Here is a 19,346-nt window from a genome sequence, read left to right as displayed (position 1 = left end):
TGGTGGGATTCAGCGCGCGGCGCGGGGGCGGGGGCGGGGTGGGCCGGGCGCCCGCCCACCCGGGGCGGGTTGGGCGCGCGAGGGGGCCCCCCCCCCGCGACGGGGAGTTCGACCTGACGTGAGGCCCGAGCGCGACCTGGCCCGGCTGCTCGCCGGGATGCGGCCCGAACGCAACCCCGGCCGCTATGTCTTCACCACGCTGGACCGCGCCGATCCGGGCGCCCTGCCCGAAGGACTCTCCCCGGTCGTCACCGTCGCCGAGCCCGAGGGCGTGACGATGGTCGTACGCCAGGAGGAGGCCGACGCGGCCTCGCTGGCGTACGACTACGTGGCCGCCTGGATCACCCTGCGCGTGCACTCCGCGCTCGACGCCGTCGGACTCACCGCGGCTGTCGCCGGGGCGCTCGCCGACGCGGGCCTGAGCTGCAACGTCGTCGCCGGCTATCACCATGATCACCTCTTCGTCGAACACGCCCGCGCGGAGCAGGCTTTGGCCGTGCTCGACGCCCTTTCACACAACCCACACAAAGCTGCTCCCTGACCTGGCCTCCCGGCGTACGCTGGGCCTTTCGCGGGGCCACCGCCCCGGTGCACCCCCCTGTGCACCGGGCGTGCGCCCCCATCGTGGGGGTGGACGATGGCAACACAGCACACCGGCGGTCCCGCCGGCCGGGGCTTCGGCCTCTTCGAGCGCGAGGCGGAACTCGCCGCTGCCGAGGACGCGTTGAACCTGCTCGTCGGGCTCGGCTCCGACGCCGCCTGGCAGTCCCCGCCGGACCGCGACGCCGCCGCTCCCGGATCCGCGTCCGGATCGGTCGGCGAATCCGCTCCCGGATCCGTGGACGCCGACTCGGCCGGACCCACGGACCCCGCCGCGACCTCCGGCCGCGAGCCCGGCGCGGACGCCCGGCCCGCCGACGCGCCCCGCCCGGACTTTGCCGCTCCGGCGCACCCAGCGGACCCGGCCGTGCACTCCGGTCGCGAGCCCGCCGGCACGTCCCGCCCCGACTTTGCCGCTCCGGCGCACCCGTCGGCCCCCGCCTTCGGCGCCGGGCGCCCGGAAGACCCCGCCACCGCCCTCAGCGCTCTCCACCACCCCGGGCGCCCCGGCCGCGCTCTCCGGCTCGTTCCCGGATCCGGCCCCGGCCGCGTGCCCGTACGGGCCGGCGCATCCCCGCGCCGCGGCGGCGTCCTCGCGTACGCCGCGCCCGCCGGACTCGGCAAGACCACTCTGCTCGCCGAGATCCGTCGCCGGGCCGCCGCCAAGGGCTGCACGGTGCTCTCCGCACGCGGCGGCGACCAGGAGCAGCGGGTCGCCTTCCACGTCGCCCGGCAGCTGCTCCAGCCGCAGCTCGCCGCCGCCTCCCGCACCGAGCTGCGCGAGCGGCTCGGCGGCTGGTACGACATCGTCGGCCCCGCCCTCGGCCTGTGCACCGCCGCCGAGGGCGCCCCGCCGGACCCGCAGGGTCTGCGCGACGGTCTCGACTGGGTCCTCACCCACCTCGCCGTCCGCCGCGCCCCGCTCGTCGTCGTGCTCGACGACGCGCACTGGGCCGACCCCGAGTCCCTCGGCTGGCTCTCCGCGTTCTCACCCCGCGCCGAGGAACTGCCCATGCTGCTCGTCGTCGCCTACCGGCCCGATGAACTTCCCGAGGCCGGTGAGGAGTTCACCGGGCGTCGGTCCGGCCAGCGCCCCATCGGCCTGGAGCCGCTCACCTCCACCGCCATCGCCGGCCTCGTCCGCGACCGGGTCGGCGCCCACGCCGACGACGCCTTCTGCCACGAATGCTGGGCCGTCACCTCCGGCAACCCCTTCGAGGCCGTCGAACTCGCCGTCAGGATCCGCGACCGCGGCCTCGAACCCGTCGCCGACCGCGCCCCCGCCCTGCGCGACCTCGCCGCCGCCGTCAAGGGCAGCGGACTCATCGCCCAGATCGAGCGCCTCGGCACCGCCACCGTCCGTCTCGCCTGGGCCTGCGCCGTCCTCGGCACCGAGATCTCCCCGCAGCTCGCCGGCGCCGTCGCCGGACTCGGCAGCGAGGAGGTCACGCGCTGCGCCACGCTGCTGCGCGGCGCGCGCGTCCTCGCCGAGCCCGTCGACGCGGAGAGCGACGCCCTGGAGTTCGTCCACCCGCTCATCGCCACCGCCGTCTACGACGCCATCCCCGCCGCCACCCGCGTCGCCCTGCACGGCCAGGCCGCCTGGTGCGTCGTCGACGCCGGACTCGGCTCCACCGCGGCCGCCCGCCACCTCGTCGAGACCCATCCCGAGGGCGACCCCTGGGTCGTGCAGCACCTGCGGGCCGCCGCCGGGGAGACCCTGCGGGCCGGCGCGCCCGACACCGCCCGCCGCTATCTCGCCCGCGCCCTGCGCGAACCCCCGGACCATGACGAGCGCGCCGCCGTCCTCTTCGAACTCGGCTGCGCCTCGCTCCTCACCGAACCGGCCACCACCGTCAACCACCTCCGCGCCGCCCTGGAGGAACCGGTCGCCGACCCGGCGCTGCGGCAGGGCATCGTCTACCGCCTCGCGCAGGTCCTCGCCCACAGCGACCGCCTCGTCGAGGCCACCGAGCTCCTTGAACGCGAGACCCGGCTCACCACCGACGCCCGCAGCAGGCTGCGCATGCAGGCCGAGAAGTTCATGTGGGACGCCCTGCGCGCCGACGAACCCGAATCGACCGCCCGCTCCCGGCGCCTCGCCGCCCTCGCCGACCGGCTCACCGGCCGCGACCTCACCGAGCGCTACGTCATCGGGCTGCGCGCCTGGGACGCCACCCTGCGCGCCGAACCCTCCTCCGTCGCCCTTCGCTACGCCGAACGCGCCCTCGAAGGCGGCCTCAGCATGGCGGACGAGAGCCGTGGCTTCGAGGTCCCCGTCCTCGTCGCCCTCACCTTCCTCTACGCCGACCGGCCCGGCCGCGCCGAGGAGCTGTTCGCCGCCGGCACCGCCGAGTTCGAGAAGCGGGGCTGGCGCGGCGCCCACCTCTCCTTCGCGTACACGCTGCTCGGCTACATCCGCTTCCGGCGCGGCCGGCTCCTGGAGGCCGAGGACTTCGCCCGCGCCGGACTCCGCCTCGCCGAGCGGGTCGGACCCCGCACCCCGGCCCTGTGGTACGCCACCGGCGTCATGATCGAGATCCTTCTCGCCCGCGGCCGCACGGACGAGGCCGAGCGGGTCGCCCGCGACCACGACTTCGGCGACCCCTTCCCCAACACCGTCACCATCCCCGACTGCGAGACGGTCCACGCCGGACTGCTCCTCGCCACCGACCGCACCGAGGAGGCCCTCGGCGCGCTGTCCGCCGTCGGCCAGCGGCTGGATCCGCGCGGCAAGCGCAACCCGTCGTGCTGCCCCTGGCAGCTCCATCTCGCCCTCGCCCAGCACGGCGTCGCTCCGTCGAGGGCCCTCGCGACGGCCCAGGAGGCCGTCGCGCGCGCCCGCCAGTACGGGGCGCCCTCCGCGATCGGCCGGGCGCTCCGCGTCACCGCCGAGGTCTCCGGCGACGCCGACCGGGTGAAGCTCCTGGAGGAGTCCGTCGAGTGGCTCGACCGCTCGCCCGCCGCGTACGAACTGGCCCGCTCCCTCGTCGCCCTCGGCATCGCGCTGCGCCGCGCCGGCCGCACCGAGGAAGCCGCCGAGCACCTCTACCGGGGTCTGGAGACCGCCCAGAGCTGTGGGGCCGACGGCCTGGTCGAGGACGCCCGGGCCGAGCTCGCCGCCGCCGGACTCCGCCCCCGTACGCTGCGGACGGCCCGCACCGACACGCTCACCGCGCGTGAGCGGACCGCCGCCGAGCTGGCCGCCCGCGGCGAGGACCCGGCCGCCGTCCTCGGCGTCGACCGCGCCACCGCCACCCGTCTGCTCTCCGCCGTCTACCGCAAGCTCGGCACCGACCAGACGGGCCTGGCCCGGGCCCTGGGAACGGTCCATGCCTGACGCCGCCCCGGCGCGCCGCACCGCGCGCCGGGACACGTACCATGGCGGTATGTCCTTCCTCCGCCGCCGCAGCGCCGCCACACCCGCGGGCCCGGACTTCGACGTCCTGGCCATGGACCCCGGGGACTGGCCCGGCAATCTCGGCGCCGGTCTCCTGCCGGCCCCCGACGGCAGCTGCCAGGGCGTGTTCCTGCGCTACGACCTGTTCGGCGGCCGCGGCCCCGCGATGATCATCGGCAACCTGCCCGAGGGCTCCCCGGCGCGTGAGCTCGGCGAGGGCCAGGTCCCCTTCGAGGTCGCGCAGATGCTCGCCGCCCTCGAGAACGACGAGCCGGTCGAGGTCGTCGACCGGGAGGACGTGCCCGTGATGCAGGGCGACAACCTGCTCATCGTGCGCCGCCTCAAGCTCTCCGAGAGCCGGATCTCCTGCGTGCAGTTCGACCGCAGCGACAACGTCCTGGTGACCATCGTCAGTTGGGACCGGCCCATCACCGACGACCTCTACGCCCTGCTCAAGCCGCTGCCCGCCGAGCTGTTCCAGCAGGGCTGACCGGGAGGCGGGGGCGATGAGCAGCGCGCGCGTCGACAGCTGGGTCTGGGCCGTCCGGCTCACCAAGACCCGGTCCCAGGCCGCGGCGGCATGCCGCGCCGGGCACGTCAAGGTCAACGGGGAGCGGGCCAAGCCCGCACAGCCCGTCAAGCCGGGCGACGAGGTGCGGATCTTCCACGGTGGCCGGGAGCGGATCGTCGAGGTCAAGGAGCTGCACACCAAGCGGGTCGGTCCGCCCGTCGCCGCCGAAGCGTACGTGGACAACTCCCCGCCCCCGCCGCCGCGCGAGGAGGTCGCCGTCGCCGCCGTCCGCGACCGCGGCGCCGGCCGGCCCACCAAGCGCGACCGCCGCGAGCTCGACCGGCTGCGCGGCCTGCACCCGTAACCCACCTTGTGACAGCCCCCGGCATCCCGCCGGGGGCTGTCGTGTCGTCGCTACGGCGCGAGCGAGCCGTACGCCGCCGCGAGCCGCGCCGCCGACGTGCCGAGACCCTGCGGGCCCCGCCGCGCCAGCGAGGTCCCGGCGCCCGCGTGGAGGTCATCCGCCCCGTAACGGCGCACGCTCCGGTGCCAGTTGAGGACCCCGGCGAGCCAGTCCTCCAGCTCCCGCAGATACGCCCCGAAGGCCGCCCGGCCCGCCGCGTCGAGCCCGAAGTCCTGGAAGAGCAGCGGCACTTCGTGCTTCTTCACGTGCTCGTACTGGCGCAGCCGGCCGCGCATCAGGTCGTCGACCATCGACACCGCCGCCGGGTAGTCGCAGTCGAAGAACTTCTGCACCACGAGCATCAGGTTGTGCAGCTCGCCCTCGACCTCGATCTCCTTCTGGTACGAGAACAGGTCGTTGATCATGGCCCCGTAGTCCATCACCGAACCCTCCAGGGCGCGCACCGTGCCCGTGCGGAAGAGTTCCGGCGGCAGTGCCGTGTCGCGGCGCAGCCGGCAGAGCAGCATGGTCAGCTCGGAGCCGAAGGTGCTGCGGCGCATCTCGATGTAGTCGACCGGGTCGGGCACCCGGTGCTGGGCCGTGTTGTGCAGCTCCCACAGCCAGCTGTCCAGCATGGCGTCCAGGGCGGTGCGCAGCTCGGCGCGGGCCGCCTCCGTCATCGGGCCCGTCGTGCGCGCCCACAGGTCGACGAGCGCGCGCTCCAGCGGGTTCAGCGCCCCCGCCACACCCGCGCCCGCGGTGCGGTGGTCCCCCAGCGGCATCAGGGACTTGAGCCGGTCGGTCTGGCGCTTCGCGGCGACGAGGTTGCGCGGCCGGCCGAACACGATCGGGTAGTAGTCGTCCGCGTAGGTGCCCCAGCTCAGCCAGTCGGCGCTGAGCTTCAGCTCGTCGGCGGTGGCGTCCGGATCGAGGCCCGCCGAGCAGAGCGCGAGGTCGAAGCCCTCCGCCATCGACCGGTCCCAGATGTCCTCCAGGAGCCCCATGCGCTGCGCCCAGTCCACCGTGTGCCGACGCGCTTCCGCGTAGTGCGGATTGAGCGTCAGCGGGTAGGGAAGGTCGAAGTCCGGCAGGAGGGATGGGCCCACCTTCTGGTGCGGCCGGTGGGTGAGCGCGCGGGCCCGGCTCTCGGCCGGACGGCCGAACAGGGTGCGCACGTCACGGGCGGAGGTGCCGAGCACCCCGTCGAACGGCGAACCGCCGGTCACCAGGCCCTCGTTCATGTAGCGGCTGGAGCGCATGTGCCACTCGTGGCCGCCGGACTGCCAGTCCTGGAGCCCCTTGGTGTACGCGGCGATGGCCGCGGCCTCCGCCGGGCCGAGGCCCTGCTCCAGGCAGAGCGCGGGTACTTCGGTGAGCGCCGTGTTCTCGAACTGCTGGATCCGCGAGGTCAGCAGGTCGTTGACGGCGTCCGCCGCCTCCTGCGTCGTGCAGCCGAGGAACTTCTCCAGGACCAGCACCCCGTTGCTGTTCTCGCCCTCCTGCTCCACCTCCCGCTGGTACGAGAAGAGGTCGTTGCGCAGATGGACCGCGTCGGAGAAGGCGTCGCGCAGCACGCGCAGGGGCCGGGAGTGCGCCACCGGCTCGGGCACCTCGGCGCCCGCCGCGTACTCGACGAGCCCGGCCGACCAGGGCGCACCGCCGACCTTGCGGCGCATCTCGATGTACTCGACGGGGTTGGCGATCCGGCCCGAGTTGATGTTGTCGAGCTCCCACAGGGACTCGTGGAGCAGGTGCTCGGTCGCCTCGGCGAACCGCACCCGCCACGCCTCCGACATCGCCGGCACGGTCCGCCGCCACAGGTCGGCGAGTCCGGCTTCGACCGGGTTCGTCGGCTCGGGCATCCCGGCCGCCGGATCGGCGGGCATGAAGAGCGGCAGCCGGTCGAGATACGCCTTGCCGCCGGCCCGGTCCCCGCTGTACTTGAAGATCTCCAGGAAGTGGTCGTCGAAGAAGAAGACCCAGGTGTACCAGTCGGTGACCAGCGACAACACCTCGGCGTCGCAGTCGGGGTGGGTGTACGAGCAGAGCAGCGCGTAGTCGTGCGACTGGAGGTCCGCCTCCTCCCAGACGCCGGAGCCCTCCAGCATCCCCATCGAGCGCGCCCAGTCACGCGTGTGCGTCCGGGCCACCTCCACATGGGGATTGAGCCGCGCCGGATACGGAACATAGAAATCCGGCAGAACGAAGGGCTGAGCCATGCGAGGAGGGCCTCTCGGTGAGCGTGATGGGCGGTCGTCCGGCCGAGCATTACCCGCCGACCTCCGCCTCCACGCGAACACCGGAATAGTCATACGAACGGTCATGGGGTGCCGTCCGGACCGCGTTCTCGCGGCGGCCCGGAGACACCCGTCAGGTTTCGGCCAGACCTGCTCAGGCCTGGGAAACCCGCACGTCAGCGGCCTTCACAAAGGCCACCCGATGGCCGAACTGGATCTCGTAGTACTCCTCCTGACCGCGGACGACCGCGTGGCCCGCGGTATCGAACGTGGGTGCGTAGAGGTACTCGCCCGCCGTGCGGCCGCCCACCACGTACCGCTGCCCGGCGAGCAGCTTGTACGGCAGCGGGGAGACCGCCTGCACCGGCACCCCGGCCGGATAGGCCGCCGCCTCCGGATACGCCCGCCCGTACACCGGCACCGACGCCAGACCCTCCTTCGGAGTGAGCACCGAACCGCGCGCGTTCACCGCCGTCGGCTCCTCCTTCGGGTTGTGGAACCACGCCTTCTGCCCCAGGTACCAGATCGCCGTCCAGTCGCCCTGCCGCTCGGCGACCGCGTAGCTCTGGCCGGTGGACGCCCGCGCGCCCGTGTCGTTCACCCCGGTCGTGGAGTCCTGCCCGCCGGGCCGCAGTCCGATGTCCTTCACCAGCGGCGCGTCGGCGCTCGGGGAGGTGTGCAGGCGCACCGCACCGCTCCCGTGCGGCGCGCACGCCTCCCCGGCCGTCACGCACCCCGTGTACACCGGCTGGTGCGACGCGTAGTCCGGCCGGATCGTCACCACACCCGCGTCCGGGCCCGCGCTCGGCGTGATCGGCCGTCCCAGCAGCTGGAAGTAGTGCGCCCAGTCCCAGTACGGGCCGGGGTCCGTGTGCATGCCCCTGACGCTCGCCGCCGTCGGCCCTGGCACGTTGTCGTGGCCCAGGACGTGCTGCCGGTCCAGCGGGATGCCGTACCGTTTCGCCAGATAGCGCACCAGGCGCGCCGACGAGCGGTACATCGCCTCCGTGTACCAGGAGTCCGGCGAGGTGAGGAAGCCCTCGTGCTCCAGGCCCACCGACTTCGCGTTCAGGAACCAGTTGCCCGCGTGCCAGCCCACGTCCTTCAGCGCCAGGTGCTGCGCGACGTGCCCGTCCGAGGAGCGCAGGGTGTACTGCCAGGACACGTACGTCGGGTCCTGCACCAGCTTCAGGGTGGTGGCCCAGCTGCCCTCGGTGTCGTGGATGACGATGTAGTCCACCGACTGCGAGACCGGGCGGTCCGCCTTGTCGTGGTTGCCGTAGTCGCCGTCCCCGAACTCCTCGTACGGCGCCGGGACCCACTCGCACGCCACCGACTCCGGGCACTCCACCGGGCCCTTCGCGGGCGCCCGCAGGCCCAGCGCCGCGACCTGGCCGATGGCCGGGGCGACGTCCGGATCGGCCGCCAGGACGACCTCCTGGCCGCTGTCCGTGGTGCGCGACTCGCCGGAGCGGATCACGTCGAAGACGTCGTTCGCGTACGTGGCCGCCGTCGCCGAGTCGTCCGCGCCCGAGTAGCGCGCCACCGCCCCGTACCAGTCGGCCGGGTCGGCGCTCGCCGGCAGGCCCGCGGCCCGCTGCGCCGCGGCGAGCAGCGCCGCACCGCCGTCGATGTTCGCGGCCGTGCTGGTGCGCAGCTCCTCGGCCGGCCGGCCGGTCAGCTCGGCGGCCTGTTCGAGGGTCCGCAGCCGCGCGGGCAGCGCCGCACCCGGCTCCGGCTCCGGCGCGGGCTTCGGCAGCCGCGGCGCCCGCGCGTCGTCGCCACGCGCGTCCTCCGTGCCGTCGGCGTGGTGCGGCGCCTCGGCGAGCGCCGTCACCGCGTCGGTGAGGTGCATCGGACCGTAGCCGCCGGTCACGCTCGGCGCGCCGCCGTGCGTGTCCCAGCGCGACTGGAGGTACGACACGGCGAGCAGCACGCTCTGCGGCACGCCATGGCGCTCGGCCGCCACCGCGAACTGCCGCTGGAGCAGACCCGCTTCCGGCTGATCGGCGGTGGCGGTGCCGGTGGCCGCGGGCGCGCCGGACAACAGGGGGAGGAGCAGGACGGCGGGCGCGACACGTCTGAGGGACGTGGAACGGAGCAAGGCAGCCTCCAGGGAGGGGGTGCGGGGGCGTGCGGGACCGAACCCGTACAGGGGTAGCGGCTCCCGGACGATCCGTCAATCACCCGCCGGACGCGTCGATTTCCCACGTCAGGACGGTTTCCCGGAGACGGTGCGCCCGCCTGCGGCGCGTCAGTGGAGTGGACCAATGGGGACGGGCCCGGCGTCCCGAAACGGAACGCCGCGCCCCCGGTGTGTCGGCACCGGGCGCGCGGCGCGCCACCCCGTTCTCGGTCCGCCGGCCCGCTCAGCGCGTGCCGACCGCCGCGCGCACGGCCCGCCGTGCCATGGCGCAGTCGTCGTGCAGCCGCCGCAACAGCAGCCGCTGCTCCTCGCCCGGCGCCAGCGCACCCGTCGGCACCGGGACCGAACCGGCCGGCGGCGCCTCCTTGATCGTGCGCTGCACCGCCGTCTCGTACGTACGGATCTCCCGGGTCAGCACGATCATCAGGTTCACCAGGAACGCGTCACGCGAGGCCGTCCCCGCCTGCTGCGCCAGCTGGCTGATCTGGCGCCGGGCGAGGGGCGCGTCGCCGAGCACCGCCCAGAGCGTCGCCAGGTCGTAGCCGGGCAGGTACCACCCGGCGTGTTCCCAGTCGACGAGCACCGGACCGGCCGGCGACAGCAGGATGTTGGAGAGCAGGGCGTCACCGTGACAGAACTGCCCCATGCCCTGCCGCCCGCCCGCCTGCGCGAGCCCGTGCAGCAGCTTCTGCAGGTCGTCCCGGTCCCGGTCGGTGAAGAGACCGAGCTCGTGGAAGCGGGCGATCCGCGCCCCGTAGTCGAGCGGCGCGTCGAACGTCCCGGCCGGCGGCCGCCAGGCGTTGAGCCGCGCCACGGCGCCCAGCGCGGCCCGGACGTCCGCGCGGGGCGGCGCCTCGACCGGGTGGCGGGTCAGCGCCGCCGCCCGTCCCGGCATCCGCTCGATGACCAGCGTGCAGTTCTCCGGGTCCGCGGCGATCAGCCGCGGCGCGCGCACCGGGGGACGGTGCCGGACGAAGGAGCGGTAGGAAGCTATCTCGTGCCGGAACCGCTCGACCCAGGCGGGGGAGTGGTCCAGTAAACACTTGGCGACCGCGGTCGTCCGCCCGGTCGTGCCCACGATCAGTACGGAGCGTCCGCTGCGCCGCAGCACCTGCACCGGGTTGAACTCCGGGCAGATCCGGTGGACGGACGCGATGGCCGTGCGCAGCTGGGCGCCCTGGGGGCCGGACAGATCGATTCTCCCGCTCGGCGGCTGGACGGTGCTGCCCGCCCAGCGCCTCGGCCGCGCCGCTCCCTGCCTCGGAGCGGGGGCGAGGTACGGTCCGGAACCGGCCGGAACGGTGGGGTAGAGCGGCCGGGGCGGGGCGGACACGGAGGACGATGCTGTGTACATGGAGGAGACAGATCCCTTCGTGTGCCGACGAGTTGCGTGCGTCGCCCCGCCCGCCCGACCGGACCGCACCCTGGGGAAAATGAGGGCCGGTCGACGGGGCGGGGTGGCGCGTTCCTACCTGACACCCGGGCGCGGGTGGCGGAACATCGGGCGCACCCTGGCGAACCCTGGCGAATAGTCGCCAGCCCTATGACAGGGGGCTACTGTCAACTCAGCCGAGAACCTGGGGGCTTAGACGTGACAGGACACACCAACACCCGCCTGGCGGACCTTTTCGGCCTGGCCGGCTGGTCCAAGGGCGAACTCGCGAGACTCGTGAACCGGCAGGCGGCGGCCATGGGCCACCCCCAGCTGGCGACCGACACCTCACGGGTCCGGCGCTGGATCGACATGGGGGAGACCCCGCGCGATCCCGTGCCCCGGGTGCTGGCGGCGCTGTTCACCGAGCGACTCGGCCGTGTCGTGACCATCGAGGACCTCGGGTTCGTACGACACGGGCGCGCCGGAAAGAGGCGGGACGTCAGGAACACCGACAACCCTGACGGGCTGCCCTGGGCGCCCGAGCGTACGGCAGCGGTCCTCACCGAATTCACGGGAATGGACCTCATGCTCAACCGACGCGGCCTGGTGGGCGCCGGCGCGGCACTCGCCGCCGGCTCCGTACTCACCAACGCCATGCACGACTGGCTCCACACCGACCCCGCACGCGCCGGCGCCGCCCCCCGCGCCACCGATCCCCTCCACGCCGACCCCGCCGGGTACGACCGCTACGAGGCCGCCCCCGTCGGGTCGGAGGAGATCGACGCCCTGGAGCGCTCCGTCGAGGTGTTCCGTGCCTGGGACGCCTCCCGCGGCGGCGGGCTCCAGCGCAAGGCCGTGGTGGGCCAGCTCAACGAGGTGGGCGGCATGCTCGCCTACCACCACCCCGACCACCTGCAGCGCAGACTGTGGGGCGTGGCCGCCAACCTGGCCGTCCTCGCCGGCTGGATGTCCCACGACGTCGGCCTCGAACCCACCGCCCAGAAGTACTTCGTCATCGCCGCGCACGCGGCCCGCGAGGGCGGCGACCGCCCACGCGCGGGTGAGGCGCTCTCCCGCGCCGCCCGCCAGATGGTCCACCTCGGCCGGCCCGACGAGGCGCTCGACCTGATGAAGCTCGCCACCTCCGGCGCCGGGGAGCGGCTGCTGCCCCGCACCAAGGCCATGTTCCACACCATCGAGGCATGGGCGCAGGCGTCCATGGGCCGGGGCCAGGCCATGCGCCGCACGCTCGGCGAGGCCGAGGACCTCTTCGTCTCCGACCAGGGCGAGGAGAAGCCGAGCTGGATGCAGAACTTCGACAAGGCCGACCTGCACGGCATGCAGGCGCTCGCCTACCGCACCCTCGCCGAGCACGACCCGGCCGCCGCGGTCCCGGCCCAGCGCCACGCCAAGCTCGCCCTCGAACTGCGCAAGAACGGCCACGACCGGTCGAAGCTCTTCGACCACATCTCGCTCGCCTCGGCCTGCTTCATCGCCGACGACCCCGAGCAGGCGGACCGCTACGCCCGGCTCGCGCTGGTCTCCATGGGCGACACCTCCTCGCACCGCACCTGGGACCGGCTGCGCGAGATGTACCGGCTGACCGGCCAGTACGCGGGCTACACCAAGATCGAGGACCTGCGGGAGGAGATCGAGACGGCGCTCCCGAAGGCGCCGGCGAACCGGCCGCGCACCGGGGAGGCGTGAGGGACGGGGCCGGTTCGCCGGCTCACGGGGAGGGCCGGCGGGTCGGCCGCCGGCCCGCTGATCAGCGCCCGCGCCCGACCCGTACGACCATCACGCAGGCGTCGTCCTCGCGCGGACCCTCGCCGAACTCCCGCACCACCGACCGGACACAGTCCTGCGCGTCGCGTGCCGTGGCGAGGCGCGGGGCGAGGGCCAGCAGGCGCTCCGCGCCGGTGTCGTCCGGGGCGTCGCCCGTGCGGGTCAGTCCGTCGGTGTGCAGCAGGAGCAGGTCGCCCGGGAGCAGCCGCGTCTCGGCCTCCTCGTACACCGCCCCGGTCGTCGCCCCGAGCAGCACACCCTCGGGGCGGCTCAGGGCGCGCCCCGTCCCGTCGCGGAACAGCAGCGGGGCGGGGTGGCCGGCCTGGGACCAGGTGAGGGTCTGCGCGGCGGGGTCGTAGCGGCAGCACAGCGCGCTGCCGAGGGCGGGCTGGACCGAGGTCTCCAGGAGCTGGTTCAGATGTCCCAGCAGGGCGCCCGGCCGGATCCCCGCCACGGCCATGCCGCGCAGCGCGCCGAGCAGCATCGCCATCGAGGAGGTCGCGGCGACGCCGTGCCCGGTGAGGTCGCCGACCGTGAGCAGCGCGTCCCCGTCCGGGAGCGTCAGCGCGTCGTACCAGTCGCCGCCGATGAGGCCGGTCGTCGCGGCCGGCAGATAGAGCCCGGCCACGTCGAGCGGGGCAGGGCCGTCGTGGGCGAAGCGCAGCGAGCCGCGCCAGGGCGGCAGCACGGCCTCCTGGAGCTCGACCGCGACCCGCCGCTCGGTGTGCTCGATCTGCCGGTGGCGCTGGAGGCTGTCCCGGGTCTCGCGGACCGCTCGCTCGCTGCGGCGCAGCTCGCTGACGTCCCGTAAGACCGCCCACATGGAGGCGGTGCAGCCGTCGGCGTCGAGGACCGGCTCGCCCGTCATGTGCACGGTGCGGACCCGGCCGTCGGTGCGGACGATCCGGAACTCGCCGTCGATCGGCTTACCGTCGATCAGACAGTCGGTCACCATCGCCTGGAGGACGGGCTGGTCCTCCGCGAACACCATCGACGGCAGCTCGTCCAGGGTCATCGGGCCGCTCTCCTGCGGCCGGCCGAAGATCTGGAACAGCTCCTCGGACCAGTGCGCGTCATCGGTGAGCAGGTCCCACTCGGCGCTGCCGACCCGGGAGAGGAGGGATCCGGTGCGCCGGGGCGGGGCCGCCGGCTCGGCGTACGCGGCGGCGGCGCCGGACGGGTCCGCGAGGACCGACGCCGTCTCGCCGGGCAGGCCGGCCTTCAGCTGGCCCAAGTGCTCGTCGAGATCGTCCAGTTGGTGCACGGCCAGATCGCACAGGGCGCGCTGCCAGCGGTTGTGCGGATCGTCCTCGTCCACCACCGCGTCCCGGCGCACGGCGTCCACTCCGCCGCGCAGCCGGCGCGTCTGCTTGATGAGCGCGTCCACCGTGCCCGGCTCGGGCGGCTGGGCCGGACGGTCCGCGGACAGATGGGACGGCATGTCGTACTCCGATGCAGGCAGGCGACGTGGCACGGCCAGGTCTGGAAGGAAAGCCCGGGTAAGACTTTCGCACAGCCCGGGACACGCCGTAAGGGATTTGGCAACACTCGATACGGTGGTGCTTCTGGCATGTGCCAAAGGCCCAGCGGCGATCCGGACACACCCCGTCCGCATTTCGGCCAGGCGGCCACGCGTTACGGTGCAGGGGTGGTGAGCAACGAGGTGAACGCGGTGGGTACGGCGGTACTGCTGGCGGCGGCGCCGGCCGGACGGGGTCGGGCGATGGACGCGGCGACGGTGCTGCCCGCGCTCGCGGCGGTGCCCGCGGGGGTGCTCACCGGTACGCACACGGCGACGGTCGTCGAACTGGCGGACCCCCTCGACCCGCAGACCGTCCTCACCCGGCTGCGCGCCGCCGCGGCCGCGCCCGGCCCGCTCACCCTCTGCCTCGCGGGCCAGCTCCAACTCGACCGCCGCCAGCGCCTGCCGCACCTCGCGCTCGCCCGCAGCACCCCGGCGACCCTCCGCTACACCGGCCTCCCCTGGCACTGGCTCGCGACCGAACTCGCCCCGCGCCGCCCCGGCGCCACCACGGTCGTCGCGGACCTGTCCGCCGACCCGGAGCTGTGGGAGCGCCTGGACGGCGCCGGGCCGGCCGCGCTCGAACTCCCTCCGTCCGCCGCCTTCTTCGCCCGGATCACCCCCTTCCCGCGGCGCGGCGCGCTCAACACGCCTGACTACCTCCGCCACTTCGCCTCGGTGTGGCGGTCGGGCGCGCGCCCCGCGCTCGCCGCCCTGCACGAGGAGGCGGGAGCGGTCGCGCGGGCCGCGGGGCAGGAGGAGGCGATTCTCCTGGGCGTGAGCGGCGGGGCGGCCGACACGCCGGTGAGCGCCACGGCGATCCCCGGGGCCATGGCGGTGCCACGACGGCAGACAGAGCAGCAGGCGGGGCAGCAGCCGGTTCAGGGGGGAGGGCGCGAAACGGGGCAGCGCACGGGGCGGCAGGGAGGTCACGAGGCGGGGCAGCAGGCAGGTCACGAGGCGGGGCAGCGCACGGGGCAGCAGGCCGCGCAGCAGAGGGGACCCGAGGCGGGCCGGTACGCGGGGCAGCGGGCGGGACACGTCGAGCCCTCGCACGCCCGGGCCCAGGAGAGCGCCCCGGGCGCGTACGGCGCGTCGCGACCTCCGGCCGACCCGCCCGCCGCGCCCCTCGCGAGCGCCCCCGCGGCCCAGGCCCCCGCGCCGGTGGTCGTGCCGCCTCGACCGCGGCGGGCGCCCGAGGTCGTGGCCGGCGACGCGCCGCCCACGCCCGGCGGCGACGTGGACCCGCATCCGGCGATCCTGGCCGCGGCGATGGCCGGGCGGCACGGGGAGGCCGCCGCGATGGCGGCCGCGTGGGAGAGCGAGGCGCTCAGGCGGTACGGGCCCAGGTCGGGAGAGGCGCTGCACTGGGTGGAGGTACGGGCGGATCTGGCGCGGCTCGCCGGGGAGCCGGCCCGGAGCTGCGAGCTGTGGATCGCCGCCGCGCAGGCCCGGCTCGGGCTGCGGCAGGAGCCGGACGAACCGGATGTCGAGGGGGCGGTGGACCGGGCGCACCACCAGTGGGAGCAGATCGAGGACCCGGCCCAGGCCCGCGCCCTCGGCCCGGCGCTCGTCGAGCTGCGCCGCCGGGTTCCAGGACGACACGCCGGCGCGCTCGCCGCGCTCCAGCGGAAGATGGCGACATGAGTCTCCTTGACGACGTGACCCACTCCACCGATTCCCTTGCCACCGCCCAGCGTTCGCTCCGCGACCCGGACGTCCGCCACCCGTTGTGGCCGCCGCTCACCGCGGGCTGCCCCGTCACGTCGACCGACGCCACCGCGTACCCGCTCGACATCGACTACGCCTATGACCGCGTCCCCGCCGACCTCTTCACCCGCCCGCCCGCGCACGGCCTGGAGCGCTGGGCGCCGCTCCTCCCGCCGCTCGTCGCGCCCGGGCTCGGCGAGGGCGACACGCCGCTGGTGGAGCTCGCCGACGGTGTCTGGATCAAGGACGAGTCCCGCAACCCCACCTGGAGCCACAAGGACCGCCTGAACCGGGTCGCCGTGTCCGCCGCCGTCGCGTCCGGCGCCCGCGGGATCGTCGTGTCGTCCTCCGGCAACCACGGCGCGTCGACCGCCGCCTACGCGGCCCGCGCCGGCCTGCCCTGCGTCCTCTTCACCTCGCCGACCGCCCCGCCGGCCGTCGCCTCCCACATGCGGGCCTACGGCGCGACCGTGCTCACCGTCCCACCGGCGAACGTACGGCCCTTCATGCGCCGGATCGTGGACGAGTTCGGCTACCAGCCGGTCAGCAGCGTCACCGACACCGCGCACACCGGCCACCCCTTCGGGCCCGAGGGCTACAAGACCGTCGCCTACGAGATCGCCCTCGCCCTCGGCCGAGCCCCTGCCGCCGTCCATCTCCCCACCGGATACGGCGAGTTGCTCTACGGCGTGGCCAAGGGCTTCCAGGAACTGGCCCGGCTCGGCGTCACCGGCTCCGTCCCGCGCGTGTACGCCACCGAGCCGTCCGCCGCGGGAGCCCTCACCACGGCCATGCGCACCGGCGCCGACACGGCCCGGGTCCCGGCCGGGCCGACCGCCGCGTACGCCATCGACTGCGAGATCGGCGGCTACCGCGGCGTCGTCGCCCTGCGGGCCACCGGCGGCGGGGCCCGTACGGTGACAGATCCTCAGATGATCGAGGCACAGGCCGAGTTGGCGGCCCAGGGCCTCTGGTACGAGGTCTCCGCGGCGGCCGGCCTCGCGGGCCTGCGCGCCCACGGCCCCAAGCCGGCCGACGAGGACGGCCCCGTCGTCTGCGTGGCCACCTCCAGCGGCTACAAGGACACGGCCACGGCCCGGGACTCTTATGCGCCCATGGATCTGGCCTGGGAGGACGTGAGGGCGCTGCTCGAACACGAGCTCTAGGTCCTAGGGTTCGACACCATGATCACTCAGCTCGTGACGCTCGCCGGCGTCCTCATCGGTGCCCTCACCTCGTACCTCGCCACCACCATGGCCGAACGCACCCGCCACCGGCGGGCCATGGCGACCCGCTGGGACGAGCGCAAGCTCACCACGTACATCGAGTACGCCGGCTGCGTGAAGGAGATATCCAGCACCGCGAAACGAGCCCGGCAGGAGGCGGAGGGGACGGACGCGCGCCAGGAGTACCTCGCCTTGATGGAGGCGGCGGAGCTGAGGCGGAGCGTGTTGTTCGAGACCCTCGTGCTGCTGGCGTCGCCGGAGGCCATCGAGGCGGCCAACCATGTCAACCTCGTCGTGTGGCGGCAGGTGCTCGCGCCGACCCGCACTCCTGACGGAACGCCGGTGGAAGGAGATCTGATAGCTCTGATGAACCGCTTCCACGAGCAGGCCCGGATCGATCTGGGCATCCCCCGTGGCCTCTGGCCCGCCTAGGGCCTGCCATCATCGAGGTATGCCCGCCGCCTCCGACGCCCCGCTGATCACCGAACGGCTCGTGCTCCGCCCCGTGCGCCCCAGGGACCTGCCGGTGATGACGCGGCTGTGGACCGATCCGGAGGTACGGCGGCACCTCGGCGGCCCGGTGACCGAGGCCGTCGTGCGGATCAGGCAGCGGCGGATCGTCGGCGCGCCGCAGTGTCGAGCCGTCGAGCGGGCCGCCGACGGCGTGGTCGTCGGCCTGGTCACGGTGGAGCGGGCGGGGCGGGGCGGCGAGACGGAGGTGTCGTACCAGTTCCTGCCCGAGCACTGGGGGCAGGGGTACGCGCGTGAGGCCGTCGCCGCGGCCGTGGCGCGGGCCCTGGAGGACACGCCGAGTGTCGTCGCCGTCACCCAGGAGGCCAACATGCGCTCCCGCCGGCTCCTGGAGGCGGTCGGCATGACCCACGCCGAGTCGTTCGTGGAGCATGACGCCCACCAGGTGCTCTACCGGAGGACCGCCCCCCGCGTTTAGAAGCGGGCGTGCGTCGTGATGTCCGAGCCGAACTGCTCGATCATCTCGGTGGTCACGGTCGGCCGGCACTGCGCGATCGCGTCCAGGTAGTCCGCCGTGCTCGCGCCGGGCGCCGTCGGCTGCACGGCCACCAGGTCCCGCTCGAAGGAGTTCTGCGCGGCGATCCGCGCCGCGTGCTCGATGTCCGCAGGGGTGAACAGGTCGCTGGCGGCGACCAGTGCGTCCACGTCGACGTCCGGGCGCGCGTCGGTGTAGCGGGACCAGATCGCGGCGCGGGCCGCCTTGTCCGGCGTACCGATCGGGATGAGGTAGTCGAAGCGGCCCGGGCGCAGGAACGCCGGGTCGATCGAGCGGATCGAGTTGGTCGCGCACACGAGCAGCCGCTCGTCCCGCTCCCGGAAACCCGGTATCAGCTTGAGGAGTTCGTTGGTGACGCCGTGCATGCCGCCCGGCTGCACCGGCTCGGCGCGCACGGGCGCGATCTCCTCCACCTCGTCGATGAAGACGAGCACCCGGTCCAGCTCGGCGATCCGGGCGAAGGCCGCGCGCAGCGCCGCCGCCAGGTTGCCCTCGTCCGCGAGCCGGGACGGGAGGATCTCGACGAACGGCCAGCCGAGCCGGGAGGCGATGGCCCGGGCGAAGGTCGTCTTGCCGGTGCCGGGCGGCCCGAAGAGACCGATCGCGCGCGGCGGCCGCACGCCGTGCCGGGCGGCCCGCTCGGGCTCGGCCAGCGGCAGCACGACACGCCGTTCGATCAGGTCCTTCTCCCGCTCCATGCCGGCGACCCTGCCCCACAGGTCGGTCGGCAGCAGCCGGCCGCCGAGGTCGTCGAGCAGACCGGCGGCCGGGCCGTGCAGCGGCTCGACCTTCTCGAAGTAGGCGACGGCGGGCTGCCGGGTGTAGCCGGCGTTCAGCAGTCCCTCGCCGAGCAGCTCCTCCTCCGGCAGCACGTACGCGATCCGGGCCACCCGGGCCGCCACGAGCCGCCGCTCCAGCTCCATCAGGAGCGCGCTGGCCAGGCCCCGGCCGCGCCACGCCGACGAGATCGCGATCCGCATCACCCAGGCCCGCTCCCCGGCGACGCAGGCGAGCGCCGCGCCGATGGGCACGCCCTGGTGGACGGCGACGACGGCCGGCTGGCGGGAGGTCAGGGCGCCGATGCACTCGGCGAGCGAGAAGACCGACTCCTGGCCGAGCTCGGCCGTGGTGTCGATGAGATGGACGACGGCGGCGAGATCGCTCTCGCGGTAGTCGTGAATGAGCCAGTTCACCGGTGGTACCGCCCCTCGTTGCTGCGCCTGTGCCTGGGTGCTGTCGCGCCTGGTGTCGGCGAGGCTAGGCGGGGCGGCTCCGGCCGGTCCTGTGCCGCCGTGCACAAGGCGGGGCGGTCAAACGCTCCGTACCGGCTCTATGCGGAGCGGGTGCAAAGAGACGGTCCCATCCACCCCAGCCGCAAACCCAGCCCCACCCCACCGGGCAGCA

Annotated in this window: 14 protein-coding genes; 9 read left to right on the top strand and 5 right to left on the bottom strand. The window is 74.3% G+C overall.

Annotated features, from left to right (window positions below):
• The first annotated feature begins 118 nt into the window (after positions 1 to 118).
• From ACWEJX_RS34425 to ACWEJX_RS34410, 4 genes are all read left to right on the top strand, one after another.
• Positions 119 to 541 carry an ACT domain-containing protein gene (locus ACWEJX_RS34425; RefSeq protein WP_451611350.1) on the top strand — a complete coding sequence of 141 codons (423 nt, stop codon included), beginning with the start codon at positions 119 to 121 and terminating at the stop codon, positions 539 to 541.
• Between the two features lie 96 nt (positions 542 to 637).
• On the top strand, positions 638 to 3,940 hold the full coding sequence (locus ACWEJX_RS34420) for an ATP-binding protein (RefSeq protein ID WP_451611349.1): 3,303 nt from the start codon (positions 638 to 640) through the stop codon (positions 3,938 to 3,940).
• A 49-nt stretch (positions 3,941 to 3,989) separates the two neighbouring features.
• Positions 3,990 to 4,490 (top strand): hypothetical protein, encoded by a 501-nt coding sequence (locus ACWEJX_RS34415; RefSeq protein WP_389213830.1) that lies wholly within the window; start codon positions 3,990 to 3,992, stop codon positions 4,488 to 4,490.
• A 16-nt stretch (positions 4,491 to 4,506) separates the two neighbouring features.
• Positions 4,507 to 4,875, top strand: coding sequence for an RNA-binding S4 domain-containing protein (locus tag ACWEJX_RS34410; RefSeq protein ID WP_451611348.1), 369 nt, complete (start codon positions 4,507 to 4,509; stop codon positions 4,873 to 4,875).
• Between the two features lie 50 nt (positions 4,876 to 4,925).
• Here the strand turns inward: ACWEJX_RS34410 and ACWEJX_RS34405 are convergent, their stop codons facing one another.
• The 3 genes from ACWEJX_RS34405 to ACWEJX_RS34395 all read right to left on the bottom strand — a co-directional run bounded on the left by ACWEJX_RS34405 (position 4,926) and on the right by ACWEJX_RS34395 (position 10,651).
• The gene (locus ACWEJX_RS34405) at positions 4,926 to 7,133 is read right to left on the bottom strand and encodes a terpene synthase family protein (protein ID WP_451611347.1); all 2,208 of its coding nucleotides are present in this window, start codon (positions 7,131 to 7,133) and stop codon (positions 4,926 to 4,928) included.
• A gap of 172 nt (positions 7,134 to 7,305) precedes the next feature.
• Positions 7,306 to 9,255 carry an N-acetylmuramoyl-L-alanine amidase gene (locus tag ACWEJX_RS34400; protein ID WP_451611346.1) on the bottom strand — a complete coding sequence of 650 codons (1,950 nt, stop codon included), beginning with the start codon at positions 9,253 to 9,255 and terminating at the stop codon, positions 7,306 to 7,308.
• Between the two features lie 265 nt (positions 9,256 to 9,520).
• Positions 9,521 to 10,651 carry an aminoglycoside phosphotransferase family protein gene (locus ACWEJX_RS34395; RefSeq protein ID WP_451611345.1) on the bottom strand — a complete coding sequence of 377 codons (1,131 nt, stop codon included), beginning with the start codon at positions 10,649 to 10,651 and terminating at the stop codon, positions 9,521 to 9,523.
• A 237-nt stretch (positions 10,652 to 10,888) separates the two neighbouring features.
• On the opposite strand from ACWEJX_RS34395, the gene ACWEJX_RS34390 reads away from it, so the two are divergent.
• A complete protein-coding gene (locus ACWEJX_RS34390) occupies positions 10,889 to 12,379 on the top strand; it encodes a DNA-binding protein NsdB (protein ID WP_451611344.1) in 1,491 nt (496 codons plus the stop codon).
• A 61-nt stretch (positions 12,380 to 12,440) separates the two neighbouring features.
• On the opposite strand, the gene ACWEJX_RS34385 is transcribed toward ACWEJX_RS34390, so the two are convergent.
• Positions 12,441 to 13,898, bottom strand: coding sequence for a PP2C family protein-serine/threonine phosphatase (locus ACWEJX_RS34385; RefSeq protein ID WP_451611343.1), 1,458 nt, complete (start codon positions 13,896 to 13,898; stop codon positions 12,441 to 12,443).
• Between the two features lie 207 nt (positions 13,899 to 14,105).
• Between ACWEJX_RS34385 and ACWEJX_RS34380 the strand changes: the two genes are divergently transcribed.
• From ACWEJX_RS34380 to ACWEJX_RS34365, 4 genes are read left to right on the top strand one after another with little or no spacing between them, the layout of a single operon-like run.
• The gene (locus ACWEJX_RS34380; RefSeq protein ID WP_451611342.1) at positions 14,106 to 15,626 is read left to right on the top strand and encodes a hypothetical protein; all 1,521 of its coding nucleotides are present in this window, start codon (positions 14,106 to 14,108) and stop codon (positions 15,624 to 15,626) included.
• Positions 15,623 to 16,855, top strand: coding sequence for a threonine synthase (locus ACWEJX_RS34375; protein WP_451611341.1), 1,233 nt, complete (start codon positions 15,623 to 15,625; stop codon positions 16,853 to 16,855). Before ACWEJX_RS34380 ends, ACWEJX_RS34375 begins: the two co-directional genes overlap by 4 nt.
• Positions 16,856 to 16,873: 18 nt before the next feature.
• Positions 16,874 to 17,347: a hypothetical protein gene (locus tag ACWEJX_RS34370; protein ID WP_451611340.1), complete on the top strand. Its 474-nt coding sequence runs from the start codon at positions 16,874 to 16,876 to the stop codon at positions 17,345 to 17,347.
• Positions 17,348 to 17,366: 19 nt separating this feature from the next.
• Complete coding sequence (locus tag ACWEJX_RS34365; protein ID WP_451611339.1) at positions 17,367 to 17,864, top strand: GNAT family N-acetyltransferase; 498 nt, start codon at positions 17,367 to 17,369, stop codon at positions 17,862 to 17,864.
• On the opposite strand, the gene ACWEJX_RS34360 is transcribed toward ACWEJX_RS34365, so the two are convergent.
• Positions 17,861 to 19,135, bottom strand: coding sequence for an ATP-binding protein (locus tag ACWEJX_RS34360; RefSeq protein WP_451611338.1), 1,275 nt, complete (start codon positions 19,133 to 19,135; stop codon positions 17,861 to 17,863). The genes ACWEJX_RS34365 and ACWEJX_RS34360 overlap by 4 nt on opposite strands.
• Positions 19,136 to 19,346: the final 211 nt, after the last annotated feature.

Source organism: Streptomyces sp. NPDC004788, from assembly GCF_053601115.1.
Note: the sequence above shows the minus strand (reverse complement) of the source record. Positions and strands in the feature narration are given on the sequence as shown.

Bases quoted from the DNA above. Each gene is read 5' to 3' on its own strand.
- ACWEJX_RS34385 (WP_451611343.1), bottom strand. From the start codon at position 13,898: ATGCCGTCCCATCTGTCCGCGGACCGTCCGGCCCAGCCGCCCGAGCCG.
- ACWEJX_RS34395 (WP_451611345.1), bottom strand. From the start codon at position 10,651: ATGTACACAGCATCGTCCTCCGTGTCCGCCCCGCCCCGGCCGCTCTAC.
- ACWEJX_RS34365 (WP_451611339.1), top strand. From the start codon at position 17,367: ATGCCCGCCGCCTCCGACGCCCCGCTGATCACCGAACGGCTCGTGCTC.
- ACWEJX_RS34410 (WP_451611348.1), top strand. From the start codon at position 4,507: ATGAGCAGCGCGCGCGTCGACAGCTGGGTCTGGGCCGTCCGGCTCACC.
- ACWEJX_RS34420 (WP_451611349.1), top strand. From the start codon at position 638: ATGGCAACACAGCACACCGGCGGTCCCGCCGGCCGGGGCTTCGGCCTC.
- ACWEJX_RS34375 (WP_451611341.1), top strand. From the start codon at position 15,623: ATGAGTCTCCTTGACGACGTGACCCACTCCACCGATTCCCTTGCCACC.
- ACWEJX_RS34370 (WP_451611340.1), top strand. From the start codon at position 16,874: ATGATCACTCAGCTCGTGACGCTCGCCGGCGTCCTCATCGGTGCCCTC.
- ACWEJX_RS34415 (WP_389213830.1), top strand. From the start codon at position 3,990: ATGTCCTTCCTCCGCCGCCGCAGCGCCGCCACACCCGCGGGCCCGGAC.
- ACWEJX_RS34405 (WP_451611347.1), bottom strand. From the start codon at position 7,133: ATGGCTCAGCCCTTCGTTCTGCCGGATTTCTATGTTCCGTATCCGGCG.